Genomic DNA, 26,253 nt, shown 5'->3' with positions numbered 1-26,253 from the left:
ACCTGAATTAACTGAATCTGGTAAGGGACCTTATAATGAGTGTGATTGAAAGATTGAAGACGAAATATCCGGGAGCACCGGCGTGGTCCTTTGGTGACAATCCTGATATGGCAAACGAGCTTGCCGACTTAGTCTTGAAAGGAATTAAAACTGCGTCATGTGGTTCTCTTTCCTCTTTTCTGTCGGAAGAACCTTCCCCAAAAATAGGCAGTTATAATATTGTTCTCAATGGAGAAGGTGCCCCGGTATGTGTTATCAGAATAATTTCGATGAGCCTGATGTGTTTTTCTGACATAACTGAAGAATTTGCCAGAAAAGAAGGTGAGGGGGATATGAGCCTTGAATATTGGAGGAAAGAGCATAAAGCGTTTTTCACCCGGGAAGGCTATTATTCTGATGATATGGAACTTGTTGCAGAAGAGTTTAAGTTGATTGAAATTCTATAATTTGAGCGAGGCTAAGGTTCATTTGCATTTGAAATAGTAGCTGTTAGCTCACTTTTTCGAGCTCATGCTTTACCGCCGTCAGTGTCCTTTGCCTGATCAAGCCGCTTCCAAGTCTGATTGCCAGCCAGTATCCGGCCATTTTTAGCTGTGTCGCTCGATCAGGGCAGTATATGAATGTCTCTGTGCACAGAGCATATTCATTGGTGTTGAGTTGTTGTACCTGATACCGGAGCAGTAGTTTTGCGTTACCAGGCCGAAGGGCTGCGCAGTATGCCCTCACATCAGGGACATCCTCAAGACCAAAATCGGGTCTCCAGAGGTTTAAGGTTGGGCTATAGCTGCCGTTTTTCATTTTTCCTGCTCTTGATAAAATTAAAGCAGAATAAATTTCATTTCTTTTAACTTTGTCCAGGTCTACCCAGTTAACCGCTCCAGGCCGCTGGATTCCAGCGATGAATCCTATGAGAAGGGGGCTACTTTCCTGATATCGACTATAACCATTCACCTCAACATGAAGATAATTCATGTTCGCTGAAATTTAATCACTTTTCCTCAATCAATGACTCTGGCATAAATTACCTACTGCAATTCGCTACAGACAATATGAAAACTACTGAATAAATAACCTGAAAAGAAATTTGGTAATGCTGAAAAAGCAAAAATAAATTCAGGTTTTATCAGAAATCAGGAAACCATCGCGATGAATAAAGAATTTACCTTTACTATTAAAAGCCTTTCTTTCGATGAGAATTACAATCCATCTGAAAATACACGCATTACGACTAACTTCGCTAATTTAGCCAGAGGAAGTCAGCGCCAGCAGAATTTGCGCAATACCTTAAAGATGATTGATGATCGTTTCAATTCTCTTGCGCCTTCCGATAACCCTGCAGGGGACCGGTATTGCATCGAACTTGAAATCATTTCCGTTGGGATGGATGTTGAAGGAAAGGGCGATACCTTCCCGGTGATTGAAATATTGAAAACAAATATTGTCGATCAAAAAACTAACGCGCGTATTGAAGGCATTGTGGGGAATAACTTTTCCTCTTATGTACGAGATTACGATTTTAGCGTATTGCTGTTAGACCATAACAAGAATAAGGCCGGTTTTAGCACGCCAGATAATTTTGGTGATTTGCATGGCAACATATTCAAATGCTTCATTAACTCAAGTGCTTACACAGAGCGCTTTAAGAAACCACCGGTTATATGTTTAAGCGTGTCCAGTAAAAACACTTACCACCGCACTGAAAATCAGCATCCTGTATTGGGTGTCGAGTACCAACAAAATGAACTCTCTATGACCGACCACTATTTCAATAAAATGGGCTTACAGGCTCGCTATTTTATGCCGCCAAATAGTGTTGCGCCGCTGGCTTTCTATTTTGTAGGTGATTTAACTGGCGATTACACGGATCTTGAACTGACGGGTACCATTAGTACGATGGAAACCTTTCAAAAGATTTATCGTCCTGAAATTTATAATGCTAATTCTGTAGCAGGAAAAGAGTATCAACCTAGCTTGAATCAACAGGATTATTCATTAACTCAAATTGTTTATGATCGAGAAGAACGCAGCCATTTAGCGATTGAACAGGGCAGGTTTACAGAAGAGAACTTCATCAAACCATACCGAACTCTCCTTGAGCAATGGTCCGCTAACTACGTTCTTTGATTAACTAAAAATATAAGGTCATCTATTATGAAAATATTATTACCGACGTCGACTGCGGGTAGTTTACCGAAACCTTCCTGGCTTGCACAACCTGAGACACTTTGGTCACCGTGGAAATTGCAGGGCAATGAATTAATTGACGGCAAGCAAGATGCTCTGCGTTTGTGCCTGCAAGATCAGCTACAGGCCGGTATTGATATCGTCAGTGATGGCGAGCAAACGCGCCAACATTTTGTCACTACGTTTATTGAGCACCTCAGTGGCGTTGATTTTGAAAAACGTGAAACAGTTAGAATTCGCAATCGCTATGATGCCAGCGTTCCTACGGTTGTTGGCCCTGTATCCCGCCAGAAGCCTGTGTTTGTTGAAGATGCCAAATTCTTACGCCAGCAAACCAGCCAACCTATTAAATGGGCGCTGCCAGGTCCGATGACCATGATCGATACGCTTTATGATAGCCATTATAAAAGTCGTGAAAAGCTGGCCTGGGAATTTGCCACAATTCTTAATCAAGAAGCCAGAGAATTAGAGGCTGCTGGGGTCGATATTATCCAGTTTGATGAACCGGCATTTAATGTGTTTTTTGACGAGGTGAATGACTGGGGGATTGCCGCTTTAGAAAGAGCAATTGAAGGGCTTAAATGTGAAACTGCCGTACATATTTGCTACGGCTATGGCATTAAAGCCAATACAGACTGGAAAAAGACATTGGGCTCGGAATGGCGGCAATATGAAGAGTTTTTCCCGAAGCTGCAGGCCTCTAATATCGATATCATTTCGCTTGAATGTCAAAACTCTCGTGTTCCAATGGATCTCATTGAACTCATCCGGGGCAAAAAAGTCATGGTCGGGGCCATTGATGTGGCAACCAATATCATTGAGACACCAGAGGAAGTCGCTAACACGCTACGAAAAGCACTGCAATTTGTAGATGCAGACAAGCTTTATCCAAGCACTAACTGCGGCATGACCCCGTTATCTCGCCAGGTCGCAAGAGGCAAGTTAAGTGCATTAAGTGCAGGCGCGGAAATTGTACGTAGAGAACTCTTAAACAAATAACTTCGGTAAATATTAGGTCATTGAAGTGGAGTGATACACTGAATTTAGGCACTTGGATAGAGGTGATATGCTCACCTCTTCTTGAGTCTGGATCAGGCAGCCAACCAGCGCTTACCTTCAACTTTCATTTTTGCTTCCAGTTCGCTGCCGCGGGTGGCAAATACGCGGCTAAGTGGGAAACCGCTCTGCTCTAGTAAATAGGCCAGTGCTGCATATTCACGCGGATACTTCGTCACAACCGCCTGGTCAATTTCCACAGGACCTAAAGGGAAGGTGAAGGTGCCGATATCGTAAACACTCTGACGGTGGAACAACTTCCACACTCCATCTCGTTTTTCTGCCAGGTCGTAAAAACGGTTATGACACTCACAACCAATGTTCAGTTTTACGTTCTCAGCGAGGATGATGGCATTGGTTTCCAGAATTGCTTTATCTCCGGCTTCATTAAAGGTAATAGCAGGTGAAGCAATGAGATGCTTGGTACGCAAGTCGGAAGCACCCATACGCATTGAACCATCAACAAAATCGCTTCCCAAGCCTTCAAACCAGGTGATTTCAATCGTGCCGTCAGGGTGGAACAAGTCGCGTAACTGATCCCATTCGCCTAAATCACGGTGCATCCAGCCATTCATAAGGTCGTTAAGTTGTTGGCGGTCTTGAAGTTGGTTTTGCATATTTTTAGTTCCTGTTTAGTTGACTGGATTCAGTTTGGAGGCAAAGTAAGATAACCTCAAATATATAGATTTTACTTATTAATCATTTTTAATGATTAATGGAGCATTGATGGATTTACGCCACCTGAAGTATTTTTTGGCCGTCGCAGAAGAACGGCACTTTGGCCGGGCGGCAGAACGGCTCAACATAGTTCAACCCGCGTTGAGCATGCAGATTAAAGCTCTTGAAGCGGAGCTGGGTGGCCCACTGTTAATTCGTACCAGCCGTCGTGTCGAACTGACCGAAGCCGGCAAGCTCTTGCAGGCAGAAGCCACGCGCACGTTGGAGCAAGTGGAAAATACCCGGCTTGCCGTGGAGCGTTCTATTCGCGGTGAAACAGGCCGGGTGCGGATAGGGTTCGCCGGTAATGCTGTCTTCAGCGGAAGGCTGATGCAGGATGTGCGATCTTTTCATCAGGCATACCCGGACGCTGAAATAATCTGCCAGGAGCTTGCGCCACAGCTTCAAAAGGAAGCCATTCAGAACGGGACGCTGGATGTGGGCTATATGCCTGATTACTACCCGGATCATGAATCAACTCTTGTCTACGAGTCTGTGGGCGAATGGGGGCGGGTTGTGGTGATGTCCAGCGAGCACAGATTCGCCGGTAAAGAGAGTCTGACGGTAGATATGCTGGCCCATGAACCTTTGATTATTTACGCAATCAATGACATGGATTCACAACTGGATACGCAACTCGGTAAACTGCTTGGCGACTCTTTGCATATTGCTTATCGGATATCCAGTTCACTGAGTGTGCTCGCCATGGCCGGAGCCGGGTTGGGTATCGCCCTGGTCCCAGCACCATTAGCACAGGTGGCGATTCCCGGGGTGGTGTATAGGGTTCTTGATTCGAAGGAGCTGGCGGCTAATTTGATGATGGTTAGTCGTAAAGACGAACCCAGTGCCGCCGTGCTTGCCTACCTCAACCACACTCGAACTGGATGCAATATATATCCAGGGGCGTTCGAGTGACTTTGATATGAAATGAAATTGTCAGACACTATTTTGAGTTTTGCATAATGAATGGTGAAGCATATATTTCAAAAGTTTCCAGCCGATTATTAAGGTTGTTTAAACCACCAAATTTGGTAGTTGCCTTTATCGATAATACAATCGTGGAAAGAATTAGCCTAAAATAGATCGATATCAGTTGTAATGTTTGCCCCCAATATATAACTACCGAAATTGGATATTGACTATATATCTGTCATACTCCAGGCTGCATTTTTGTTGGCTGCGCTCATTCACCCGAATTAGTTTCTTATGTAGGCTCATCGGGTGGGTTCGTTCCCTTGCCGCCTCGATGCAGGTCGAATTGTTTTGGGTATAGAAGTAGAAATGGTAATTTTATCTCAATTATCTATATCATCGAGCTGTTCTGGATTAGCTTTGTTTTGATTATCGTTAACTTCGCAACATAGTTACTCCTTATCTGTATGGTTGTCGGCTTGTTTGGTTTATCTGTCCTTAATCAAAATTATTAAAGGGAAGGCCTGCCTGAGCGAAGATAAATTACTAAACACAATAAAGTGAACTTGAGTACCACTATCAAAAGTTATCAATGTCGCCATTGGTAGCTTCTTCGCATTCATAAAAATGATCACAGACGGGAATAAAGATGAGCGTGTCACTTCGCAATTTAACCCTTCGCAGTTTATTGGTTTTGACGATAGTTCTTGGGTTAAACGGCTGCTCTGTCCGTTACGATAAAAACGGCAAGGTTCTTTTTAAAACCGATCTGGCGAGTGTTTTGGGAAATGAGGTTGGCCAGTTTGTGCTGGCTGATGGTTCCAAAGGCGCATTAAGGGAGCTGAATGGCCGTTATAGCCTGAAATGGAGCAATCTGATGATTGAGCGCCCGCTAGAAGGTGTGAGCTGGGCCAGGATCATTAATCAATATCATATCGAAGGGCATACTCTGCTGTTGTTGAAAGTGGCAATACCCTCTTGTCCGGCACAATATCGTCTGATAGACCTGCAGAATACGAGTTCTCAGGAGTGGGCATTTACAGGAATATGCGATGTCGGGCCGGAAATTACGGCCAGTGCGGACAAGCTCCAACTGAATTTCACATCTGGCAATCGTATTGAACAGTTCAACTGGCAGCATGGTGAGGTTTACCATAGTCGGCTACCTATTCAGAAGCAAAAAACTGCCCTGAACGAAAAGGTCAAATCAACCCGTAAGCCCAAGTCCCAGTCACCAGAAAAATCGACAAAACAGGTCAAGCGCTCGCCAGCAAAAGCTGTAGACCCGTTGCCACCAAAGGTCGCGCAGCCTGAGCTGGACAATTCATTGCCTACGGAAATTTATAGCCCGACAAAAACGCGTCAAACGAGTCTGGAGGTAAGGCCGTGACAGTGCTGACTCAGGAAGAAAAAGGGCGGCGAGATGGGATCAAACGCTCGATTCTCCCTCCCTGGCAAAACTGGCTTGTGACGTGTATTACCCTGACGTATCTGATTTGTGAATTGGCATTCAATTCTCGTTTGTTGGACCTTGTCGGCAGTATTTCAACCGCAGAAGAGGTCCACAACATGGAACGTTATGGGCGGTCATTAACTGCAATCGCGGCAGCGCTGCTCGTATTACAGTTTGCCCTAATGGGCAATGCCAGGTTGAAGAAGAAAAACATCTATCTGTCGGCAAAAACAAGCGTAAGCGCGGTGCTTTTGCTGTGCCTGACAACGGGCGCATTAACGTGGCATGCCGTGGAATGGGTAATTGAACGTCAGGTATCGAAGAGCACGAGTGAGTTTCGTCAGATGTCGCTTCTGGCGCAACTTTATCAGCAATCTTTGATTGATGGGCATCAGACGCTGGAAGGCATTCCACTTGATAGCAGCGGTGGTCAGGTGCAAACATGGAGCAGCCCGTCAGGAAAAGCATTTCTGGCGATGCTGCCGATCCTGCTCAGTTCTGTTGATCGCTATCATGCGTTACTCAAAGGAAGTGCGGAACAGAATTTGCGCGACAGTATCAGCGCCAGAGAGGGTGGTGTTCTGGGCTATTACAAAGCATGGCTACAGGCTCGTGAAGCCGTCCATAAACAATATGTTGCCTATTACAACGATGATATGGATATCAGTGGGCCGATCCTTCGTGAACAGAATAAAGCCTGGCAACGATATGAACGTTCACTGAGCGCCAAAGGGCTTAAAACCTGGAATGTCCCAAGACGCTATTACGCCAGTGTTCGTAACCATGTCCGTAGCCAGGGGGTGCCTGTCACCAATGGCTGGTCGCCGTCAGATCGTTCCGGCTTCAACGATGCGGTGGTGAAAACCGTCCGACAGCAATATCTCGCCAAGCGAACTGTTGTATTTAACGGGGTCACCATTCCCAAGCGTCTCGACTGGGACGATTTTTTCCGCCAGAACGTCGTGCAAAAATCATTGCGCGAGAAGTTATTGCTCCCGGCTGGCACGCTCGTACGTGCGCAATACCCAAAAAATGACGGGTTAAAGCTTTTTTCCCTTGAGCTGCATACTCCCCATCTTGATGAGGCTGTGAAAGAACAATTACCCAGGCTGCAGGCTTCATTATCAAGTTATAGCGTTGGTGGAGAAAATGAAAAACAGGGAGAAGATGCTGCACGTGCCGCGATTGTGCCACCTATTGCGTTGATTTTTTCTCTGATGGGGGCACTCACTCATCTGGCAAAACTGCTCTATTTATTACTCGTTCCACTGACGGCCACTATTTTAACCAAGAGATCCTGGCATGCAGTACAGTTGCTAAATCGCCATCCTTTAGTTTTCCCGGTAGCGCTAATTTCAGCGCTGCTGGTGATGTTTAACTACATGAATAACAGCATCACCGTTTCACCGGCTTATCAGGATTTAAAAAACGCGTTGCGTGGAGCTGAAATCACGATTACAGACGAGCCTTTATTTTTGCGAGGTGGGGCTCTATTACAAGTTGTTCACGCGGTAAGCATAGGGCAAAGCTACAGTTATCCGATGAATCAATACCTGCGAGAAACCCTCCTGAGAGGCTTTGATTTTGGATATGCCACCCACGAAAACTCACTTCCCGACCGGGAATAAATTGCTAAAAAGAAGAGGTTGAAATGAATAAGACATTATTAGTTATTGCTTTGCTAGGAATGAGCGCATCGGTTTATGCCGGAGACGCGCATGTTTGTGGTTCCCCAGAGGTTAAAGCCTTATCAAACAATCAAAAGACCCTCGATGACAATACTATTTTCACCTGTGGTGGCGGCGTAAAAGGGACAATTCCAGAACTGGCAAAACAGGGATGGAAGATTGTGCAAGTAACCGATCAAATGGGAACTCTTTCTCCAACAGATCCGACCAAATCAACAACCTATTCAAGCCTGATTATTCAAAAGGACTGAGTGGACAATGGCAGGATAACTCCTGCCATTGTCGTCGCTTTAAAACGGATGTTACTAAATGCTGTTGCATTTAGGGAGTGAAAATGAAAGAGGCGTGGGTAAGTTGTTGCTCTGAGACAATACAGGAGTTTGTTGAGCGTTCTACCAGACTACAACCGAATAAACTTGATTTAACATTAGTCGAGAAAATTGATTTCGACTGCCAGATTAACTTAAGTCTATATTTCAGGCTGAAGCAAGAAGACCAATATCAGGCGGGTCGCGTCCCCGCTGGAAACGGCATTCATGTTTTTTACCAAGCCTTTCAGTATAAAAGTGCCCTACAAGCTGAAACTAGCGCTGTTCTATCTCGTAAAGAAACGCTTCGAGAGGCCCGTGAATGGGTACTTATGCAACCTTATGGTGCGGTAAAAAAAGAGGCGGTGATTTATTCTCACCCGGAGCGCCTGTGTTTAACAGAAAACTGCAATACCTGTAATGGCCGTGGGAAGGTCAATTGCACCCGGTGCTATGGTTCAGGTCGAGGGACCTGTACAGGCTGCGGAGGCAGTGGGCAAGTATTAGGTCAACGTAGTTATTACGATCACTACGCTAAGCAGAACCGTGTCGAAAGTTATTACCACAGTTGTCATAACTGTGGTGGTGGTGGCAGTGTCCGTTGTCACTATTGTAGTGGTTCGGGCAATCAGCAGTGTTCACCCTGTGAGGGGACGGGGGAAACAACCCGAATTACGCGCCTTTATAGTGTTGCCACGCCGAACTATCAATTGATTTATTTCCGTGAAGATGTGCAAACGTTCATCAAGGATGGTCTCTACAAAGCGGGTATTACCGAGCTTGGGAAATTAGGCTCGGTTGAGTTGGCAAATTCAGAGATTGATGATGTTTCTCGCAGCGTTGATTTCCGATTTAACGCGCAGATACCATTTGCCAGATTTAATAGCCAATTACCGCAGACGCAAACTGACGATCGGAACATTCTCTGGATTGTTTACGGCATTAAGCCGCAAATACTGGATGCAGGCCATGTTATTGAGTTGATGTTAAAAAGCGATCTGAACAATCTTGTCTACCAGGCCTCCGGCGGGAAATTATTGAACCCTCTGGTTGCTGCGTTTAGCCGTAAAACGGTATCTACGTTTATGGAATCAGAAGCCCACCAAGAGATGTTGGATGCCAACCGGAAAGGTAAGAGCGGTGAGTCACTCCGCGAAGCACTTAACCGTGGGGTGACGACAACCTACCTTGATGAGGCGTTGACCAGCCTGAAGTCGGTGATGAAAGCTATCCAAAATTGGTCTGTCGTGAAATGGGCCATCTTCAGCACTATTATTATCTACTTGCTTATGCCGCTCTATACGGCCTTTGGAAATATCTGGACGAGCCATAACGCGACGGAACGGGTATACCTCACCCCATTCACTCGCTGGGATAATCAGCAGAATTTATTGTCCTCTTTAGAGGTATTGGTTCGCTATTGCGGTCTGTTTATTGGAATCGTGGCCTTTCTTGTGCCCTTGCTGGGCTACCTATGGCGCAGGGGATGGGTTTATTGGCGGGTCAATCAGCATCTAGCGGCATGGGCGGTTGAACAAAATATTTTGCGTAGTGGCTGGTTGGTGAGTTTTTTTATGACAAGCCTTTTCAGCCTTTCCCTGTTGTTGTTTTTCCCTATCTGGGTGCCGCAAGATGGCTCGCTCTTCGGGCAATATCCGCTAACGGATTTAATCAGTTGGATGGTTAATTTTATCAGGTAGTTGAATAGGCTTGTGGTTCCCGCGGTGCAGAGGGGGCCACGATTGAGCTTTATCTCGTCGCTTCAAATTGTGATGACCGTCCCCCCACCGATTACTCGTGGCAAATTTACTTTGCTACAACATAGTCAATTAAAATCAAGATAGAAGAAGGGTGTAATCATAGAGCCACTCATTTTTGACTGCGCTTGCATGAATTGATTTGAGATGTTGTGAAAACAAAAATCCACGCAATTGCGTGGATTTTATGGTGCTTGTCAGTCCTCATGAGATTCAATGAAATCTCATGAGGTAACAAAACTTTAGACGTTGAACAGGAAGTTCATTACGTCGCCATCTTTCACGATGTAGTCTTTGCCTTCTGCCCGCATTTTGCCTGCTTCTTTCGCGCCTTGTTCACCTTTGTAGGTGATGAAGTCTTCGTAGGCGATGGTCTGAGCACGGATGAAGCCTTTTTCGAAGTCAGTGTGGATTTTACCTGCGGCTTGTGGAGCGGTTGCGCCAACAGGGATAGTCCATGCACGTACTTCTTTCACGCCAGCGGTGAAGTAAGTTTGCAGGTTCAGCAGCTCGTAACCCGCGCGGATTACGCGGTTCAGACCTGGTTCTTCCAGGCCCATTTCTGCCATGAATTCATCACGGTCAGCATCGTCGAGTTCAGCAATGTCAGACTCAACAGCGGCACACACTGCAACAACCACAGAACCTTCGGCGGCGGCAATTTCACGCACTTTGTCGAGGTAAGGGTTGTTCTCGTAACCGTCTTCGTTGACGTTTGCGATGTACATAGTTGGTTTCAGCGTCAGGAAGCTCAGGTATTTGATAGCTGCTTTGTCTTCTTCAGTCAGAGGAAGCGCACGCAACATACCGGCGTTCTCAAGCTGTGGCAGACATTTTTCCAGCGCAGCCAATTCAGCTTTTGCGTCTTTATCGCCGCCTTTAGCTTTCTTCTGCACGCGATGGATCGCGCGTTCGCAGGTATCGAGGTCAGACAGGGCGAGTTCGGTATTGATAACTTCGATATCGTCAGCCGGGTCGACTTTGTTATTTACATGAATGATGTTGTCGTTTTCAAAACAACGCACCACGTGGCCGATAGCTTCGGTTTCACGAATGTTGGTCAGGAACTGGTTGCCCAGGCCTTCACCTTTGGAAGCGCCTTTTACCAGACCGGCGATATCGACGAATTCCATGGTAGTAGGCAGGATGCGCTGTGGTTTAACAATTTCGGCCAGTTTATCCAGACGTGGGTCCGGCATTGGTACCACACCAGTGTTCGGCTCAATAGTACAGAACGGGAAGTTTGCTGCTTCGATTCCCGCTTTGGTGAGCGCGTTGAACAGGGTTGATTTACCAACGTTCGGCAAGCCGACGATACCGCATTTGAATCCCATGGTTTAATTTACCTTAATTACTTGATATTCAATGAGTTGATGGTGTCTCATTGATAAAATGATCATAACTTTCCACATTATACACGCAAACAGCATATAACGGGCGCAGAAATCCTCGTTGGCCGTTGTTCAGGCTAGGGTTGCGCCTTAAAGGTATGCAGACGGTTAGTGGCTTTAGTTAACCCTTCCTTTAGCCAAACTTCAGTACAACGTGCCGCTTCGTCTACCGCATCATCAATCAGCTTCTGTTCGCTGAGTGGCGGTTTGCCTAATACAAATCCGACAACTTTGTTTTTATCACCCGGATGGCCAATTCCGATACGTAAGCGGTGAAAGTTTGGGTTATTACCCAATTTGTTAATGATGTCTTTCAGACCATTGTGTCCGCCGTGACCACCACCGAGCTTAAATTTCGCAACGCCTGGAGGGAGATCCAGCTCGTCATGTGCGACCAGAATTTCATCGGGGGCAATGCGGAAAAAGGTCGCCATCGCGCCGACCGCTTTACCGCTAAGGTTCATAAACGTGGTTGGCACTAACAGGCGAACATCTTCTCCGGCAAGGTTTATGCGCGCCGTGTAGCCGAAGAATTTACTTTCTTCTTTAAGCGACTGGTTATGGCGCTGAGCCAGCAAATCCACATACCAGGCTCCAGCGTTATGGCGGGTAGCCGCATATTCCGCACCTGGGTTTGCCAGGCCAACTATTAATTTAATACTCACGTTTAATTTCCTGAAAACAGACCAGAGCCGCGTAGTTTACTGTGCTCAAGACGCGTTGACAAAGAGCCAATGTATCATCTATTGAATTCTTGAATAGTTCATTGAATGAACCATTAGAATTTGATGCTATTCAGCGAGTTATTTGTAAACTTTTGTAGCTTTTTCATTCGTTATTGTGATCGCTGACGCACATCATCCGAAGCGGTGTTGTCTATACTTTACACACAAGGAATGGGGATTTTCCCCACCGACCCAAGAACACCCGGAGGTGACATATGAAACGCAAAAACGCTTCATTACTCGGCAACATTTTCATGGGGTTGGGGCTTGTCGTTATGGTGGGTGGCGTAGGTTATTCCATTTTAAACCAACTCCCTCAATTCAACTTCCCGCAATATTTCGCCCACGGTGCTGTTTTAAGCATATTTGTTGGTGCGGTTCTTTGGCTGGCAGGTGCTCGTGTAGGTGGGCATGAACAAGTTGGTGACCGTTATTGGTGGGTTCGCCACTTTGATAAACGTTGCCGCCGCGACGATAATCATCGCCACAGCTAAAAAAGTCTGGAAGTGAAAACGGTTCTGGTCATGAACCGTTTTTTTTGGCAAAAATCTTATTCAGCCAGAGCTGCATGGATATCCGGGAAGAAAGCAAGACGACCTGGAATCGGCTGAACACCAGCACGTGCCAGCGTTTTTAGAGGTTGGAACTCCAGATTCGTCACCCGCAATTCGCAGCCATCCGGCAATTTTTCTACAAAGCGTTGAAACGCATCAAGGCCGCCTGCATCAAGCACCGGCACGGCATCCCATTGCAAAATGATCAGCTGATTTTGCTCAACACGCTGGGCGAGGTCATTGAATAATCCCTCGGCTGCGGCAAAAAACAGCGGGCCTGTTATACGCAGCGCCAACACGCCTTCCGGTGTATGGACATTGACAGGGGCGAGCCGCGTCATACGCGCGACACGGCGCATGAACAGCAACGATGCCAGTACAATCCCAACACTGATAGCAATGACCATATCGAACAGCACCGTCAACGACATACAGATAAGCATTACCACGATGTCATCTTTTGGTGCCCTCCTAAGAAGGCTCAGTACCTTGTGCGCTTCACTCATATTCCACGCAACCATCAGCAGCAGAGCCGCCATGGCGGAAAGTGGTAGCCATGAAAGTAATGGGGCTAGCACCAACAACGCCATAATTACCAGCAGCGCATGAATAATTGCGGCAACAGGTGATGTTGCACCAGCACGCACGTTTGCCGCCGAGCGCGCAATGGCCGCAGTAGCCGTAATTCCACCGAAAAATGGCGCAATGATATTACCCAGCCCCTGGCCAATTAGTTCACTGTTGGCGTTGTGTTTGGTGCCGGTCATGCCGTCTAACACCACGGCACACAACAGCGATTCAATCGCGCCGAGCATCGCCATAGAAAATGCCGCAGGCAGCAGGGCACTAAGTGAATCCCAGCTCAGGGTAAAGTTCGAGTCAGGAATGTTCCATGGCAGCATCAATTGCGGCAGTAATTGCGGAATACCGTTACCTTGTGTGCCATCTGCCAGCACATAGTGAAAACGAGAGCCGATAGTTGCTACATCGAAACCTGCAGCATGGACAATCGCCATTACCGCACAGCCAGCCAAAAGCGCTGGTAAATGACCCGGCAAACGGATACCCAGGCGTGGCCATAGAATCAGCACGGCGAGCGTTACCACACCAATTGCGGCATCACCAAGATTAATCGTTGGCATCGCCATCGCCAGAGCAGCCACTTTATTCAGGTAGTGTTCCGGCACGTGTTCCAGCGTCAGACCAAAGAAATCTTTTACCTGCATGGTGGCGATGGTAATCCCAATCCCGGAGGTAAAACCGAGTGTCACAGAAAGTGGGATGTATTCAATCAGACGGCCAAATCGCGCCAGACCAAATAAGATTAGAAATACGCCAGACATCAGTGTCGCAATCAGCAAACCGGCAAGGCCAAACTGTTGAGCAACCGGGTAGAGGATCACGACGAACGCAGCGGTCGGCCCGGAGACGCTAAAGCGTGAGCCGCCGCTTAATGCGATAACAATCCCGGCGATAGCCGAGGTATATAGACCATACTGTGGGGCGACACCGCTGCCGATAGCCAGAGCCATCGCGAGCGGGATGGCAATAATCCCAACGGTAATACCGGCAATAATATCGCGACTAAAACGGGAAACTGTGTATTTCTCGCGCCAACAAGCGTCTACCAGAGCGCGGAAAGGTAATACAGAAGAAGATACGTTTTTCACTTTGATTCCATCCGTGAGCGCATCATCTGTCATTAAGGCAGGTGAAGGAGGCTAAACTTAATTACATACTACTTAGCGCCGTAGCGACCTTGCTACAGCTCCAGTTACCTTGTGGCTTTACATGCTATAAAAAGAAAAAACCCGCCGCAGCGGGTTTTTTTATGCGAGTTCTATTAGTGCTCGAACATCGCAGAGATTGATTCTTCATTGCTGATACGGCGAATTGCTTCAGCCAGCATACCGGACAGAGTCAGGGTGCGGACGTTTGGCAGTGCTTTGATTTCTTCAGACAGTGGGATGGTGTCACATACGATAACTTCGTCGATAACGGAGTTACGCAGGTTGTGAACCGCATTGCCAGAGAAAATCGGGTGAGTTGCGTAAGCAAATACACGTTTAGCACCACGTTCTTTCAGAGCTTCAGCTGCTTTGCACAGAGTGCCGCCGGTATCGATCATATCGTCTACCAGTACGCAATCACGGCCAGATACATCACCGATGATATGCATAACCTGAGAAACGTTAGCGCGAGGACGACGTTTGTCGATGATAGCCATGTCGGTATCGTTGAGCAGTTTTGCGATAGCACGAGCACGCACAACGCCACCGATATCTGGAGAAACCACAATTGGGTTTTCCAGGCCGATTTGCAGCATATCTTCTAGCAGGATTGGGCTACCGAAGACGTTATCTACAGGTACATCGAAGAATCCCTGAATCTGTTCTGCGTGCAAGTCCACGGTAAGAACACGGTCAACCCCAACACTTGAGAGGAAGTCAGCAACCACTTTCGCGGTGATCGGCACACGGGCAGAACGCACACGGCGATCCTGACGAGCATAACCAAAGTAAGGGATAACAGCGGTGATACGACCTGCAGAAGCACGGCGCAGGGCGTCTACCATAACAACCAATTCCATCAGGTTGTCATTCGTTGGTGCACAGGTGGACTGGATGATGAAAATATCACCACCGCGTACATTTTCGTTGATTTGTACGCTTACTTCTCCGTCGCTAAAACGACCGACGGCGGCGTCACCAAGGGAGGTGTACAGGCGGTTGGCAATACGTTGTGCTAGTTCCGGGGTGGCGTTACCAGCAAAAAGCTTCATATCAGGCACGAGAAAAACCTCAGGCATGCGTCCAGTGGCGGATGGTACTACCGCAGCTTATGCGGGCGGGGTAGCGCCATCCAGGCGGTGTATAAAGAGCTTGATGCAACGTCTGAAACAAGGTGACGTTGTCACCAATACTCAGCTTTCCCGGATATGGCCTGATGCAGCGGGGAGACATTAACGCCTCGCGCAACAAACCCATGCAGCCATTCCGGGGCTTGCTTAAGCACCTGGCGGGCAGCGTCCTCGGTGTCAAATTCAGAAAACACACAAGCGCCGGTGCCGGTCAGGCGCGACGGCGCGTATTCTAACAGCCAGGAAAGCAGCTCATCAACCTTACGAAAACGTTTTCTTGCGATAACCTCACAATCATTACCAAATTCACAGTTTAATAACGTGTCAATTGATCTGATCGGGGTGTTTCGTGGTAGCTCTGGATCTTTAAAAATGACCGGAGTGGGAATACTGACTCCAGGATGTGCAACAAGGTACCATTTTTCCGCTGGTGAAACCGGCGTGAGCTTCTCACCAACACCTTCTGCGAAAGCGGCAAACCCACGGACAAATACCGGCACATCAGCACCGAGAGTCACTCCCAGTGCAGCAAGCTGATCTTCAGTCAGGCCGGTGTTCCAGATATGGTTAAGCGCCACCAGAACTGTTGCTGCGTTTGACGAACCGCCACCCAATCCACCACCCATTGGCAGCTGTTTTTCAACGTTGATATCGGCTCCAGCACCTTGCGGTAATGTGCCCATTAGCAATGCTGTGTCTTGCAATAATCGGGCGGCGCGGACAATCAAATTTTCTTCATCTGGCACGCCTTCAATCGGTGTCGCAAGACGAATTTGACCATCGTTTCTCGGCTCAATGATGATTGTGTCGCCATAATCGAGGAACTGAAATAAAGTTTGTAAATTATGATAGCCGTCCTCACGACGACCCGTGATATACAAAAAAAGATTCAGTTTTGCTGGTGATGGCCAACGCTTTCTCATTATTTAACCGTCCAGCTGTCCATTTTGAGTTTGATGCGTTGATCCCCTTCGCGCAGTTCCATATTAGATGGCAGGGCAGGTTGCACCTTGTCGTCATAATCACTGTAAACCACTTTCCAGGTTTTACCGTCTTGGGTGTAGTTGATTTCACTCAGGCGATATTGCGAGTCGATTTTATAGTCGGTCGCCTCGCCTGGCAGGCCGAGAATCCATTGGCGCAGGCTGTTGAGCGGAATTGGCATCCCGGTCAATTTGCCAATCATCTCTTCGGCGTTATCAGCAACGTATTTTTTACCATTGCGATCGGTTAGTTGTACAACGCCCGGTTGCGCATTCAGTTCAAGCTCAGTGCTGCCTAATGGGTTAGTCAGCAGCAAGCGATAGCGTTCTGGCGTAGTCTGTTGCCAGTTGAAACGTGCATATACTTTTTGGCTATCGGAAAGATAAGCAAAAGCACCACGCGTCTGGTATTGGGTGATTTTTTGTACTTGTTGCTGGTGTTGTAACCATTGCGGAGAGTCAGGACTTTTTGCCGGACCGCTTGGTTGATGAATAGAACAAGCAGCCAAAACAAGGCTTGCCAGTGGCGCAAGGCGCAGCAGACGGGCTTTCGTCATAAACATAGTGGCAGCGGATCCTTCTCATTAATTTTAGTTGTTAACTGTTTATGCTAGCGGCGCATAGCGAGGTCGTCTACGTTCAAGTTGTCTTAAATCATGAATTGCTACGATACTCCCCATGGGGTGGCTCCCTTTTATTGACTGCGCGCATCCTGTATGATGCGCCGAGTTAATCCTTATCAACGTCGGTGTTACTCACAGTCGCTCAATGACCCTTTTAGCTCTTGGTATCAACCACAAAACAGCTCCAGTATCGTTGCGAGAACGTGTTACGTTTTCGCCGGACACGCTCGACCAGGCATTGAACAGCCTACTCGAACAACCGATGGTACAGGGTGGGGTGGTGCTGTCGACGTGTAACCGTACCGAGCTATATCTAAGTGTTGAAGAACAGGAAAACCTCCACGAACAACTGGTGCGTTGGCTTTGTAACTACCACAACCTTGAAGAAGAGGAAGTGCGTAAAAGCCTTTACTGGCATCACGATAATGAAGCGGTAACGCATTTAATGCGCGTTGCCAGCGGTCTTGACTCCCTGGTGCTCGGCGAGCCACAAATCTTAGGGCAGGTCAAAAAAGCCTTTGCCGACTCCCAAAAAGGACATTCGCTTTCCAACGAACTGGAGCGCATGTTCCAGAAATCCTTCTCGGTTGCCAAGCGCGTACGAACCGAAACAGAGATCGGCGCGAGTGCTGTATCCGTAGCCTTCGCGGCCTGTACCCTGGCACGTCAAATCTTTGAATCCTTATCGACTGTGACGGTGCTGCTGGTCGGTGCCGGTGAAACTATCGAACTGGCGGCGCGCCACTTGCGCGAACACAATGTCCAGAAAATGATCATCGCCAACCGCACGCGCGAACGTGCTCAAGTACTGGCAGATGAAGTTGGTGCAGAGGTTATTAGCCTGAGTGACATCGATTCACGGTTACAGGAAGCCGATATTATTATCAGTTCCACCGCCAGCCCGTTGCCTATTATTGGCAAAGGTATGGTAGAACGCGCCCTGAAAGCTCGCCGCAACCAGCCGCTTTTGTTAGTGGATATTGCCGTTCCTCGCGATGTAGAACCCGAAGTCGGCAAACTGCCGAATGCCTATCTCTACAGCGTTGATGACCTGCAAGCGATTATTCAAAGCAATCTTGCGCAGCGCAAAGCTGCTGCAGTTGAAGCCGAAACTATCGTTGAGCAGGAATGCAGTGAATTTATGGCCTGGCTGCGCGCTCAAAGCGCCACAGAGACCATCCGCGAATATCGCAGTCAGGCTGAACAGGTTCGTGATGACCTGGCTGCCAGGGCTATCGCCGCTCTTCAACAGGGTGCCGATGCCGAAACCGTTCTCCAGGATCTGGCGTGGAAGTTAACCAATCGCCTGATCCATGCACCAACTAAATCGCTCACGCAGGCTGCCCGTGACGGGGATGAAGAACGCCTGCAGATTCTGCGCAACAGCCTCGGGCTGGATTAGCAAATAAACTCTTATTACAAGGTGAAACACCGCCCATGAAGTCTTCTATCGTTGCCAAACTAGAAGCCCTGCAAGAGCGCCATGAAGAAGTTCAGGCGCTTCTTGGAGATGCATCCACCATTGCCGACCAGGACCGTTTTCGCGCATTGTCCCGCGAATACGCCCAGTTAAGCGACGTTTCCCGTTGCTTCCTGCAATGGCGCCAGGTGCAGGAAGATATTGAAACCGCACAAAGCATGCTCGACGACCCAGAAATGCGCGAAATGGCGCAAGAAGAGTTAAACCAGGCCAAAAGCGACAGCGAAGAATTAGAACAACAACTGCAAGTGTTGTTGCTGCCAAAAGACCCGGATGACGAGCGTAACGCGTTTGTTGAAGTTCGCGCAGGTACTGGTGGTGATGAAGCGGCAATTTTTGCTGGTGACTTGTTCCGTATGTACAGCCGTTACGCGGAGTCGCGTCGCTGGAAAGTCGAAATTCTTAGTGCCAACGAAGGTGAGCACGGCGGCTTCAAAGAAGTGATCGCCAAAATCAGCGGTGATGGTGTGTATGGTCGTTTGAAATTTGAGTCCGGTGGCCATCGCGTGCAACGTGTTCCTGCGACTGAATCCCAAGGGCGTATTCATACTTCAGCGTGTACCGTTGCGGTAATGCCAGAGATTCCTGAAGCGGAATTACCAGATATCAATCCTGGTGATTTACGTATCGACACCTTCCGCTCTTCGGGGGCGGGCGGCCAGCACGTTAACACCACCGACTCTGCAATCCGTATCACACACTTGCCAACTGGCATCGTGGTCGAATGTCAGGACGAACGTTCACAGCATAAAAACAAAGCCAAAGCGTTGTCTGTATTGGGCTCACGTATTCGTGCTGCCGAAATGGCTAAACGTCAACAGGAAGAAGCGTCAACGCGCCGTAACCTGCTTGGCAGTGGCGATCGTTCAGACCGTAACCGCACTTATAACTTCCCGCAGGGCCGCGTAACAGACCACCGCATCAACGTGACGTTATATCGTCTGGATGAAGTGATGGAAGGCAAGCTCGACGGACTTATTGAGCCAATCGTACAGGAGTTCCAGGCAGACCAACTAGCGGCGCTGTCTGAGCAGGACTAATGGATTTTCAACACTGGTTAAAACAGGCAATTGCCCAGCTTGAGGATAGTGAAAGCCCGCGTCGTGACGCGGAAATCCTGCTGGGTTTTGTCTGCGGGAAAGCGCGAACCTTCATTCTGGCATTCGGTGAGACCGAATTGACCGTGCAACAACAGCAACAGCTGGATGTTTTGCTGGCGCGCCGTGTGAAAGGGGAGCCCATCGCGCATCTGGTGGGCGAGCGTGAGTTTTGGTCGCTGCCGCTGCGTGTCTCTCCCGTGACGCTTATCCCGCGCCCGGATACGGAATGCCTTGTCGAACAAGCCCTCGCCAGAATGCCTGCAGCTGCATGTTCCGTGCTGGATTTAGGCACGGGTACAGGCGCAATTGCTCTGGCGATTGCCAGTGAGCGCCCGGATTGTCATGTGACAGCACTTGATCTGGTTCCTGAGGCGGTAGAACTTGCGGGTGATAATGCGAGCCGCCTCGGAATAACCAATGTTAAGGTCTTGCAAAGCAATTGGTTTAGTGCTCTCAATACCCAACGTTTCTCCGTGATAGTCAGCAACCCGCCTTACATCGACGAGGAAGACCCGCATCTTTCACTGGGTGATGTTCGTTTTGAACCGCGTAGCGCTCTGGTGGCAGATAATCACGGTTTGGCTGATCTGCGCATTCTTGTCGAATCAGCTCGCAATTTCCTTGAGTCTGGTGGTTGGTTATTACTCGAACACGGCTGGCTTCAGGCTGCGCAAGTCCGCGAATTGTTTACACAAGCAGGATATACCGAGATACAAAGCTGTCAGGATTACGGTGGTAATGACCGACTGACAGTAGGACGCTATTTCTAAATAAGGAACTGAGCAAAATGGCTACTTACTTCGCGCTCAAGCATTTGCATATTCTGACGGTCTTCATTTCCGTGAGTCTGTTCGTTTTGCGCTACTGGTGGCAATACCGTGAATCAACCATGTCAAACAAGCGCTGGGTGCGCATTGTGCCGCATGTGAATGACACCGTATTGCTGGTCAGCGGCATCGCTCTTGTGATGATTACGCATTTCTATCCCTTCACGCCACAAGGTGCATGGCTGACTGAGAAGCTATTTGGCGTTATTATCTATATCGTTTTAGGGTTTATCGTGTTGGGCAAACGCCCACGCAGCCAACAGATACGGTGGTTTGCCTTTCTGTTGGCCCTGGTGGTGCTTTACATCATCATTAAACTCGCCACCACAAAAATACCATTACTGGGGTAAGTCATGAGGTCGTTAGCCGATTTCGAATTCAATCAGGCGCCGTTATGCGAGGGCATGATTTTAGTCTCGCAGCTGATCCGTGATGATTTCCCGGCAGAAGAAGTGCGAGCACAACTGGAAAGCCTGGCCCGCCTTGCGCGTGAAGAGATCTGCGAAGGTCTCCACCAGGATGTGCAGCTCGAAAAATTAGTCGAACTGTTTTATGGCACCTGGGGTTTTAAAGACTCCAGCGGCGTTTACCGTTTATCCGATGCACTGTGGCTCGATAACGTACTGACCAAGCGTCAGGGCAGTGCAGTGTCTCTGGGTGCTATTCTATTGTGGATAGCCGACCGTCTTGATATCCCGTTGAATCCGGTAATTTTCCCCACTCAGCTGATTTTACGCGGCGACTGGATGGACGGTGAAATGTGGCTCATCAACCCATTCAACGGTGACACGCTTAACGAACACACGCTGGAAGTGTGGTTGAAAGGTAATGTCGGGCCGACAGCCGAGCTGTTTGATGAAGATTTAGATGAAGCAGACAACGCGGAAGTGGTGCGTAAATTGCTCGACACCATGAAGTCCGCGCTGATGGAAGAGCGTCAGATGGAGTTGGCGCTGCGCACAAGCGAGGCCTTGCTCCAGTTTAACCCGGAAGATCCTTATGAAATTCGTGACCGTGGCTTGATCTATGCTCAGCTCGATTGCGAACATGTGGCACTCAACGACCTCAGCTACTTTGTTGAACAATGCCCGGAAGACCCGATAAGCGAGATGATCAAAGCGCAAATTAACTCTATTTCGCAAAAACAGATCATTCTGCACTGATGCCAAATTTTTAAATGTTTCCCAACAAGGCGAGATTAAGATGAAACAGAAAGTCGTAAGCATTGGCGATATTAACGTCGCAAACGACCTGCCATTTGTACTGTTTGGCGGCATGAACGTGCTGGAATCACGTGACCTGGCGATGCGTATTTGTGAGCACTATGTCACTGTGACCCAGAAACTGGGCATCCCTTACGTATTTAAAGCGTCTTTCGATAAAGCCAACCGTTCATCCATCAACTCTTACCGTGGTCCCGGCCTGGAAGAAGGGATGAAGATTTTCCAGGAGCTGAAGCAAACTTTCGGCGTGAAAATAATCACCGACGTTCATGAAGCAAGCCAGGCACAACCTGTTGCGGATGTGGTTGATGTGATTCAGTTGCCTGCTTTCCTTGCTCGCCAGACTGACCTGGTTGAAGCGATGGCGAAAACTGGCGCGGTTATCAACGTCAAAAAACCTCAGTTCGTAAGCCCTGGCCAAATGGGTAACATCGTTGATAAATTCCACGAAGGTGGCAACGACCAGATCATCCTGTGTGACCGTGGTGCGAACTTCGGTTATGACAACCTGGTTGTCGACATGTTGGGCTTTAGCGTGATGAAACAAGTTTCTAATGGCTCACCGGTTATCTTCGACGTGACTCACGCACTGCAATGCCGTGACCCGTTTGGCGCAGCATCTGGCGGCCGTCGTGCGCAGGTTGCTGAATTGGCACGTGCGGGTATGGCGACTGGCCTTGCTGGTCTGTTTATCGAAGCACACCCGGATCCAGATAAAGCGCGTTGCGATGGCCCATCAGCACTGCCACTGGCGAAACTTGAGCCGTTCCTCCAGCAAATCAAAGCTATTGATGACCTGGTGAAGAACTTCGAGCCGCTGGATACCAGCAAGTAAGAATGAATGAATCGCGGTTGGCGTTGCGGTTAGCCACCAAAACAAAAAGCCCTTATCTCACGATAAGGGCTTTTTTTATGATGCTGACCCGTCAGGCAAATATCGTCATCAGATAAGCGGCAAACAGCGCAAGGTGCGCGGTGCCGTTGAGGACATTTGTGCGCCCTGTCGAGAATGAAATCTGGCACAACACAAGCGAAGTCAACATCACAACCAACTCCGGCATTCCTAAACCAAAGGTCAGATCGTTGCCCGTCAGCATAGCAATTATCGTCACAGTCGGAACTGTCAGCGAGATAGTTGCCAGTACAGAGCCGAAGAACAGGTTCATTGCGCGCTGAACCTGATTATTTAGCACTGCTTTAAGCGCCCCTAAACCTTCAGGGGAGAGAATTAACAACGCTATCAGGAAGCCGGTAAATTGCGCTGGCGCATTGAGCGTCGAGAGCAATGACTCTAGTGGCACTGCGTTCATCTTGGTGACGGCAATTACGGCAATCAGATGCACGATCAGCCAAATGGCATGCCAGGTGCTGCTGTGTGCCGATGGTTTACCGTGATGCGGGTCGTCATCGTCAGCCTCGTCTTCATGCTCGTAAACAAACAGGCTTTGGTGTGTTTTAGTCTGAATCAGTAAGAACACGCCATACATTGCAGCGGAAATGGCCGCAGCCATTAATGCCTGCCCGGTACTGAAGTTACCTTCTGGCAATGCAGTTGGAAGCACCAGCACGATGACTGCTAGTGGGAACAAAGCAATTAAGTACTGTTTGATGCCAAACAGATTCATATATTGCGTCGCGAATTTGTTTCCACCCAGCAGAAGAGAGAAACCGACCAGCCCCCCGTCACAATCATAATGATCGAGTACAACGTGTCACGCATCAGTGTTGGCGCGGCGTCGCCTGTCGCCATTAATGCGGAAATTAAGCTGACTTCAAGAATAACAACGGACAGACTAAGAATTAGAGAACCGTAAGGTTCACCCAAACGGTGGGCGAGTACGTCTGCGTGACGAACTACGCTAAATGCGCTACTTAAAATGCCCACCAGGGCCAGAATATTGATCCCAATAACCGCTGGAAAAGACTGGCTTCCTCCCCACATCACCAGTACGACCAGCGCTAATACCGGGAAAATGAGCGAACTCTCCTTATGACGGGTTTTCACCGCCTCATGTTGTGTTTTGGTCAAAATACATCTCCATCTGTGCAGGCATTAAGCTATTTATTGATTATAGTCGGACATTATGTCCCCGTTAAAATAGCAAAGAACGGGCGTTTTCTGAGAAAATTTACTCAGTTTTACCGCTTTGACAGCAATAGTATTTCTGATGAATGAAAATAGATGTTTTCTGATATTAATCAATACAAAACATAAGGATGTATTTTCCATAAACACAATTATTGATTTTAGCTGGCAGGATCGGACCTCGTGTTTCAAACTTTAGGTTTAACTGATTCAGGATAACGTGATGCCTTATAAAAGCCGAAATGACCTCCCGGAAAGCGTACAAAATGTCCTTCCCGCTCATGCCCAGGATATCTACAAAGAGGCGTTTAACAGCGCGTGGGATGAGTACAAAGATAAAGAAGACCGGCGGGATGATGCCACCCGTGAAGAAACCGCCCATAAAGTTGCGTGGGCTGCCGTGAAACACAGTTACCAAAAGGGTGATGATGATAAATGGCATAAGAAAACTTAAACCTTGCACAATGTATTGATATTCATCTTCAATCTTCCCCTCACACTCCAGTATGGCAAGTTAATATGACATTTTTATTGTTTTGTGATCGTCATCAAACTTGCCAGCGTGTCGCTAATTGCTTATGTTCACTGATATGCTGCTCTAATAGTAAGCAGTAACTAAAAAGCCCGGAAGGCGCATCTGACGTAGTCACACGGAAGTATGCAGTGGCGGAGGTGTATGGTGTTAACGCGTGATTTCTTAATTAAAGCAGATTGTAAGACAGCTTTTGGCTCCATTGAGGAATCGCTGTTGTGGACCCCTGAGCAGCGATCGGCATCACTCGCCGCGACGCTCGCTTGCCGTCCCGATAGCAGTCCTGTGTGGATTTTTGGCTATGGTTCCCTGATGTGGAACCCTGCATTTGAATATGAAGAGTCAGCGGCAGGTACACTTGTTGGCTGGCATCGGGCCTTTTGTCTGCGTTTGACGGCAGGGCGCGGAACAGCATGCCAGCCTGGTCGCATGCTCGCCCTGAAAGAAGGTGGGCGCACTACAGGGCTTGCTTACCGTTTGCCAGAGGCCATTCTTGAAGACGAACTGACGCTGGTGTGGAAGCGTGAAATGATCACCGGCTGTTATTTGCCGACGTGGTGCAAACTCGAGCTGGATGATAGTCGCGTGGTGAATGCGCTGGTGTTTATTATGGACCCGCGTCATCCACTCTATGAAGCTGACACGCGTGCTGACATTATCGCGCCGTTGATTGCCGCCGCCAGTGGTCCATTGGGTACCAACGCACAGTATCTGTTCTCACTTGAACAAGAACTGATAAAGCGGGGCATGCACGATGATTGTCTTGATGAACTGGTGAATAAAGTCAGAGACTGGTTGCAACCGAAAGGTGAGGATGGGGAGTTGCAGCCCGGCTTTGCCTGACCATTTCTGAGCCTCATCCTGCAAAAAAGTAGCCCTCAAAAGAGGGCCGGGATGAGGTTTTTATGCTGCTACATAACTGATTGAGTGCTCAAGCGATTTACTGTGGCTATCAATCAACACTTTCCACGTCCCGCTGTACGGCACTGTCAAATAAGCAGACTGCTTATCTTCAACGCTAAGAATATCCGCCTGTGGTTTACCCGCAGAACTGGTGTCGCTCATCAAATGAATATGGCTTTTATTTGAACAGTGAACCACCACGGTGTCACCGCCAAAAAGATGCAAACTGGCTTTCACTACTGGCATTTTTATACTCCGCTATCACATCAAAGTTAGACATCCATGCGCCGGGTTATCCTTGCAATCAGTGATGCTGCTCACAAATTACACTTCATGCATAACACCAGACCCCAGCCTCACAAATGCTGACTTTGATCAAAAAATGCCATAAGGATTAAACAAAAATGCAGATGTACCTGAAACCATTCAGCTGATGGTTTTTTATACGGATAATTAGCGTCAGGTCATCATTAAATTTGGTTTCAGGCCAGAGCTATAAGCTCGTTTATTAGAACGTTAAAACCTTATCCGCACTCAATGTCCACTGAGCTAATTCCACCAACGTGCCAATTTCCACACCATCAGCCAGCGGTAATGACGTGATGCCACGCCCGTCGGTGCAGGTCTTACACAATTTCACCGGCACATTTTGCGCGGTTAAAATCTCCAGCATTTGCTGGATGTTATAACCTTCAGCCGGTTTCTGACCGCGTAATCCGGCAGTCACCGCATCAGACATCAAAAACAGTTTCACCTGCGGTTGTGGCTGCTGGTCGCATAATGCAATCGCCAGGCGCAGGCTGTTAAACAAAGACTCACTGCCGTAAGCAGCCCCGTTGGCGATAATCACAATTTTTTGCATTGCTTCTCCTTTGCCCCTCAAGGCACATT

The 26,253-nt window shown here is 48.2% G+C and carries 27 protein-coding genes and 1 pseudogene; 17 read left to right on the top strand and 11 right to left on the bottom strand.

Translation table 11 applies throughout. The features are described from left to right. Positions 1 to 35: 35 nt before the first annotated feature. Complete coding sequence (locus AC0IXI_RS13805; protein ID WP_064518404.1) at positions 36 to 446, top strand: ASCH domain-containing protein; 411 nt, start codon at positions 36 to 38, stop codon at positions 444 to 446. A 43-nt stretch (positions 447 to 489) separates the two neighbouring features. Here the strand turns inward: AC0IXI_RS13805 and AC0IXI_RS13800 are convergent, their stop codons facing one another. Continuing rightward, positions 490 to 972 carry a hypothetical protein gene (locus AC0IXI_RS13800; RefSeq protein WP_424222917.1) on the bottom strand — a complete coding sequence of 161 codons (483 nt, stop codon included), beginning with the start codon at positions 970 to 972 and terminating at the stop codon, positions 490 to 492. A 174-nt stretch (positions 973 to 1,146) separates the two neighbouring features. Here AC0IXI_RS13800 and AC0IXI_RS13795 point away from each other — a divergent pair, with 174 nt between their 5' ends. Together AC0IXI_RS13795 and AC0IXI_RS13790 are read left to right on the top strand one after the other, a co-directional pair. Further along, positions 1,147 to 2,124 carry a DUF1852 domain-containing protein gene (locus AC0IXI_RS13795; RefSeq protein ID WP_422568758.1) on the top strand — a complete coding sequence of 326 codons (978 nt, stop codon included), beginning with the start codon at positions 1,147 to 1,149 and terminating at the stop codon, positions 2,122 to 2,124. A 27-nt stretch (positions 2,125 to 2,151) separates the two neighbouring features. Next, positions 2,152 to 3,183 (top strand): methionine synthase, encoded by a 1,032-nt coding sequence (locus AC0IXI_RS13790; protein WP_134183017.1) that lies wholly within the window; start codon positions 2,152 to 2,154, stop codon positions 3,181 to 3,183. A 92-nt stretch (positions 3,184 to 3,275) separates the two neighbouring features. Here AC0IXI_RS13790 and AC0IXI_RS13785 read toward each other — a convergent pair whose 3' ends face one another. Next, the gene (locus AC0IXI_RS13785; protein WP_134183015.1) at positions 3,276 to 3,857 is read right to left on the bottom strand and encodes a nuclear transport factor 2 family protein; all 582 of its coding nucleotides are present in this window, start codon (positions 3,855 to 3,857) and stop codon (positions 3,276 to 3,278) included. A 109-nt stretch (positions 3,858 to 3,966) separates the two neighbouring features. On the opposite strand from AC0IXI_RS13785, the gene AC0IXI_RS13780 reads away from it, so the two are divergent. The 5 genes from AC0IXI_RS13780 to AC0IXI_RS13760 all read left to right on the top strand — a co-directional run bounded on the left by AC0IXI_RS13780 (position 3,967) and on the right by AC0IXI_RS13760 (position 10,018). Continuing rightward, positions 3,967 to 4,872, top strand: a complete 906-nt coding sequence (locus tag AC0IXI_RS13780) for a LysR substrate-binding domain-containing protein (RefSeq protein WP_471682608.1) — start codon at positions 3,967 to 3,969, stop codon at positions 4,870 to 4,872. Positions 4,873 to 5,518: 646 nt separating this feature from the next. Beyond that, positions 5,519 to 6,259 carry a hypothetical protein gene (locus tag AC0IXI_RS13775; RefSeq protein ID WP_471682607.1) on the top strand — a complete coding sequence of 247 codons (741 nt, stop codon included), beginning with the start codon at positions 5,519 to 5,521 and terminating at the stop codon, positions 6,257 to 6,259. Continuing rightward, entirely contained in the window at positions 6,256 to 7,950 is a 1,695-nt protein-coding gene (locus tag AC0IXI_RS13770) for a hypothetical protein (protein WP_471682606.1), read from the top strand. Before AC0IXI_RS13775 ends, AC0IXI_RS13770 begins: the two co-directional genes overlap by 4 nt. 23 nt (positions 7,951 to 7,973) lie before the next feature. Then, positions 7,974 to 8,261: a hypothetical protein gene (locus tag AC0IXI_RS13765; RefSeq protein WP_154150063.1), complete on the top strand. Its 288-nt coding sequence runs from the start codon at positions 7,974 to 7,976 to the stop codon at positions 8,259 to 8,261. Positions 8,262 to 8,344: 83 nt separating this feature from the next. After that, positions 8,345 to 10,018 (top strand): DnaJ-like cysteine-rich domain-containing protein, encoded by a 1,674-nt coding sequence (locus tag AC0IXI_RS13760; RefSeq protein WP_471682605.1) that lies wholly within the window; start codon positions 8,345 to 8,347, stop codon positions 10,016 to 10,018. A 299-nt stretch (positions 10,019 to 10,317) separates the two neighbouring features. Here AC0IXI_RS13760 and ychF read toward each other — a convergent pair whose 3' ends face one another. Continuing rightward, positions 10,318 to 11,409, bottom strand: a complete 1,092-nt coding sequence (gene ychF, locus AC0IXI_RS13755; RefSeq protein WP_064518423.1) for a redox-regulated ATPase YchF — start codon at positions 11,407 to 11,409, stop codon at positions 10,318 to 10,320. A 134-nt stretch (positions 11,410 to 11,543) separates the two neighbouring features. Then, positions 11,544 to 12,131, bottom strand: coding sequence for an aminoacyl-tRNA hydrolase (pth, locus tag AC0IXI_RS13750; RefSeq protein WP_064518425.1), 588 nt, complete (start codon positions 12,129 to 12,131; stop codon positions 11,544 to 11,546). A 275-nt stretch (positions 12,132 to 12,406) separates the two neighbouring features. On the opposite strand from pth, the gene ychH reads away from it, so the two are divergent. Beyond that, the gene (gene ychH / locus AC0IXI_RS13745; RefSeq protein WP_034455878.1) at positions 12,407 to 12,685 is read left to right on the top strand and encodes a stress-induced protein YchH; all 279 of its coding nucleotides are present in this window, start codon (positions 12,407 to 12,409) and stop codon (positions 12,683 to 12,685) included. Positions 12,686 to 12,741: 56 nt separating this feature from the next. Here ychH and dauA read toward each other — a convergent pair whose 3' ends face one another. From dauA to lolB, 4 genes are all read right to left on the bottom strand, one after another. Next, complete coding sequence (dauA, locus tag AC0IXI_RS13740) at positions 12,742 to 14,415, bottom strand: C4-dicarboxylic acid transporter DauA (protein ID WP_243839572.1); 1,674 nt, start codon at positions 14,413 to 14,415, stop codon at positions 12,742 to 12,744. 173 nt (positions 14,416 to 14,588) lie between these two features. Then, on the bottom strand, positions 14,589 to 15,536 hold the full coding sequence (gene prs / locus AC0IXI_RS13735) for a ribose-phosphate diphosphokinase (RefSeq protein ID WP_034494941.1): 948 nt from the start codon (positions 15,534 to 15,536) through the stop codon (positions 14,589 to 14,591). Between the two features lie 122 nt (positions 15,537 to 15,658). Beyond that, on the bottom strand, positions 15,659 to 16,528 hold the full coding sequence (gene ispE, locus AC0IXI_RS13730) for a 4-(cytidine 5'-diphospho)-2-C-methyl-D-erythritol kinase (protein WP_471682604.1): 870 nt from the start codon (positions 16,526 to 16,528) through the stop codon (positions 15,659 to 15,661). After that, complete coding sequence (lolB, locus tag AC0IXI_RS13725) at positions 16,528 to 17,151, bottom strand: lipoprotein insertase outer membrane protein LolB (RefSeq protein WP_422568752.1); 624 nt, start codon at positions 17,149 to 17,151, stop codon at positions 16,528 to 16,530. Before lolB ends, ispE begins: the two co-directional genes overlap by 1 nt. Positions 17,152 to 17,356: 205 nt before the next feature. Here lolB and hemA point away from each other — a divergent pair, with 205 nt between their 5' ends. Genes hemA through kdsA form a run of 6 tightly spaced genes read left to right on the top strand, consistent with a single transcriptional unit; the run spans position 17,357 to position 22,676 of the window. Beyond that, positions 17,357 to 18,613 (top strand): glutamyl-tRNA reductase, encoded by a 1,257-nt coding sequence (gene hemA, locus AC0IXI_RS13720; RefSeq protein WP_064518432.1) that lies wholly within the window; start codon positions 17,357 to 17,359, stop codon positions 18,611 to 18,613. Positions 18,614 to 18,648: 35 nt separating this feature from the next. Further along, positions 18,649 to 19,731 carry a peptide chain release factor 1 gene (prfA, locus tag AC0IXI_RS13715; RefSeq protein ID WP_064518434.1) on the top strand — a complete coding sequence of 361 codons (1,083 nt, stop codon included), beginning with the start codon at positions 18,649 to 18,651 and terminating at the stop codon, positions 19,729 to 19,731. Beyond that, the gene (gene prmC, locus AC0IXI_RS13710) at positions 19,731 to 20,561 is read left to right on the top strand and encodes a peptide chain release factor N(5)-glutamine methyltransferase (RefSeq protein WP_064518436.1); all 831 of its coding nucleotides are present in this window, start codon (positions 19,731 to 19,733) and stop codon (positions 20,559 to 20,561) included. The genes prfA and prmC overlap by 1 nt, the downstream gene beginning before the upstream one ends. A 17-nt stretch (positions 20,562 to 20,578) precedes the next feature. Continuing rightward, complete coding sequence (gene sirB2, locus AC0IXI_RS13705) at positions 20,579 to 20,968, top strand: invasion regulator SirB2 (protein ID WP_064518438.1); 390 nt, start codon at positions 20,579 to 20,581, stop codon at positions 20,966 to 20,968. A 3-nt stretch (positions 20,969 to 20,971) separates the two neighbouring features. Next, positions 20,972 to 21,781, top strand: coding sequence for an invasion regulator SirB1 (gene sirB1, locus AC0IXI_RS13700; protein WP_064518440.1), 810 nt, complete (start codon positions 20,972 to 20,974; stop codon positions 21,779 to 21,781). Positions 21,782 to 21,821: 40 nt separating this feature from the next. Beyond that, positions 21,822 to 22,676 (top strand): 3-deoxy-8-phosphooctulonate synthase, encoded by an 855-nt coding sequence (kdsA, locus tag AC0IXI_RS13695; RefSeq protein WP_064518442.1) that lies wholly within the window; start codon positions 21,822 to 21,824, stop codon positions 22,674 to 22,676. Positions 22,677 to 22,767: 91 nt separating this feature from the next. Here kdsA and chaA read toward each other — a convergent pair. Continuing rightward, positions 22,768 to 23,870: pseudogene (chaA, locus tag AC0IXI_RS13690) on the bottom strand (sodium-potassium/proton antiporter ChaA). 280 nt (positions 23,871 to 24,150) lie between these two features. Here chaA and chaB point away from each other — a divergent pair. Together chaB and AC0IXI_RS13680 are read left to right on the top strand one after the other, a co-directional pair. Further along, a complete protein-coding gene (gene chaB, locus AC0IXI_RS13685) occupies positions 24,151 to 24,381 on the top strand; it encodes a putative cation transport regulator ChaB (RefSeq protein ID WP_064518447.1) in 231 nt (76 codons plus the stop codon). A gap of 225 nt (positions 24,382 to 24,606) precedes the next feature. Then, a complete protein-coding gene (locus AC0IXI_RS13680) occupies positions 24,607 to 25,302 on the top strand; it encodes a gamma-glutamylcyclotransferase (protein ID WP_064518615.1) in 696 nt (231 codons plus the stop codon). A gap of 60 nt (positions 25,303 to 25,362) precedes the next feature. Here AC0IXI_RS13680 and AC0IXI_RS13675 read toward each other — a convergent pair whose 3' ends face one another. Together AC0IXI_RS13675 and AC0IXI_RS13670 are read right to left on the bottom strand one after the other, a co-directional pair. Beyond that, complete coding sequence (locus AC0IXI_RS13675) at positions 25,363 to 25,608, bottom strand: DUF1883 domain-containing protein (protein ID WP_154150083.1); 246 nt, start codon at positions 25,606 to 25,608, stop codon at positions 25,363 to 25,365. Positions 25,609 to 25,870: 262 nt separating this feature from the next. Beyond that, positions 25,871 to 26,224, bottom strand: a complete 354-nt coding sequence (locus tag AC0IXI_RS13670; RefSeq protein ID WP_413498422.1) for a DsrE/DsrF/TusD sulfur relay family protein — start codon at positions 26,222 to 26,224, stop codon at positions 25,871 to 25,873. Between the last annotated feature and the right edge of the window lie 29 nt (positions 26,225 to 26,253).

The organism is Buttiauxella sp. AC038 (assembly GCF_979253565.1).
This window is presented reverse-complemented; position numbering and strand designations above follow the sequence as displayed.

What these genes read in the sequence shown, in the direction of transcription:
- AC0IXI_RS13805 (WP_064518404.1), top strand. Translation starts at nt 36, where the DNA reads ATGAGTGTGATTGAAAGATTGAAGACGAAATATCCGGGAGCACCGGCG.
- AC0IXI_RS13800 (WP_424222917.1), bottom strand. Translation starts at nt 972, where the DNA reads ATGAATTATCTTCATGTTGAGGTGAATGGTTATAGTCGATATCAGGAA.
- AC0IXI_RS13795 (WP_422568758.1), top strand. Translation starts at nt 1,147, where the DNA reads ATGAATAAAGAATTTACCTTTACTATTAAAAGCCTTTCTTTCGATGAG.
- AC0IXI_RS13790 (WP_134183017.1), top strand. Translation starts at nt 2,152, where the DNA reads ATGAAAATATTATTACCGACGTCGACTGCGGGTAGTTTACCGAAACCT.
- AC0IXI_RS13785 (WP_134183015.1), bottom strand. Translation starts at nt 3,857, where the DNA reads ATGCAAAACCAACTTCAAGACCGCCAACAACTTAACGACCTTATGAAT.
- AC0IXI_RS13780 (WP_471682608.1), top strand. Translation starts at nt 3,967, where the DNA reads ATGGATTTACGCCACCTGAAGTATTTTTTGGCCGTCGCAGAAGAACGG.
- AC0IXI_RS13775 (WP_471682607.1), top strand. Translation starts at nt 5,519, where the DNA reads ATGAGCGTGTCACTTCGCAATTTAACCCTTCGCAGTTTATTGGTTTTG.
- AC0IXI_RS13765 (WP_154150063.1), top strand. Translation starts at nt 7,974, where the DNA reads ATGAATAAGACATTATTAGTTATTGCTTTGCTAGGAATGAGCGCATCG.
- AC0IXI_RS13760 (WP_471682605.1), top strand. Translation starts at nt 8,345, where the DNA reads ATGAAAGAGGCGTGGGTAAGTTGTTGCTCTGAGACAATACAGGAGTTT.
- ychF (WP_064518423.1), bottom strand. Translation starts at nt 11,409, where the DNA reads ATGGGATTCAAATGCGGTATCGTCGGCTTGCCGAACGTTGGTAAATCA.
- ychH (WP_034455878.1), top strand. Translation starts at nt 12,407, where the DNA reads ATGAAACGCAAAAACGCTTCATTACTCGGCAACATTTTCATGGGGTTG.
- ispE (WP_471682604.1), bottom strand. Translation starts at nt 16,528, where the DNA reads ATGAGAAAGCGTTGGCCATCACCAGCAAAACTGAATCTTTTTTTGTAT.
- lolB (WP_422568752.1), bottom strand. Translation starts at nt 17,151, where the DNA reads ATGTTTATGACGAAAGCCCGTCTGCTGCGCCTTGCGCCACTGGCAAGC.
- hemA (WP_064518432.1), top strand. Translation starts at nt 17,357, where the DNA reads ATGACCCTTTTAGCTCTTGGTATCAACCACAAAACAGCTCCAGTATCG.
- prfA (WP_064518434.1), top strand. Translation starts at nt 18,649, where the DNA reads ATGAAGTCTTCTATCGTTGCCAAACTAGAAGCCCTGCAAGAGCGCCAT.
- prmC (WP_064518436.1), top strand. Translation starts at nt 19,731, where the DNA reads ATGGATTTTCAACACTGGTTAAAACAGGCAATTGCCCAGCTTGAGGAT.
- sirB2 (WP_064518438.1), top strand. Translation starts at nt 20,579, where the DNA reads ATGGCTACTTACTTCGCGCTCAAGCATTTGCATATTCTGACGGTCTTC.
- sirB1 (WP_064518440.1), top strand. Translation starts at nt 20,972, where the DNA reads ATGAGGTCGTTAGCCGATTTCGAATTCAATCAGGCGCCGTTATGCGAG.
- kdsA (WP_064518442.1), top strand. Translation starts at nt 21,822, where the DNA reads ATGAAACAGAAAGTCGTAAGCATTGGCGATATTAACGTCGCAAACGAC.
- chaB (WP_064518447.1), top strand. Translation starts at nt 24,151, where the DNA reads ATGCCTTATAAAAGCCGAAATGACCTCCCGGAAAGCGTACAAAATGTC.
- AC0IXI_RS13675 (WP_154150083.1), bottom strand. Translation starts at nt 25,608, where the DNA reads ATGCCAGTAGTGAAAGCCAGTTTGCATCTTTTTGGCGGTGACACCGTG.
- AC0IXI_RS13670 (WP_413498422.1), bottom strand. Translation starts at nt 26,224, where the DNA reads ATGCAAAAAATTGTGATTATCGCCAACGGGGCTGCTTACGGCAGTGAG.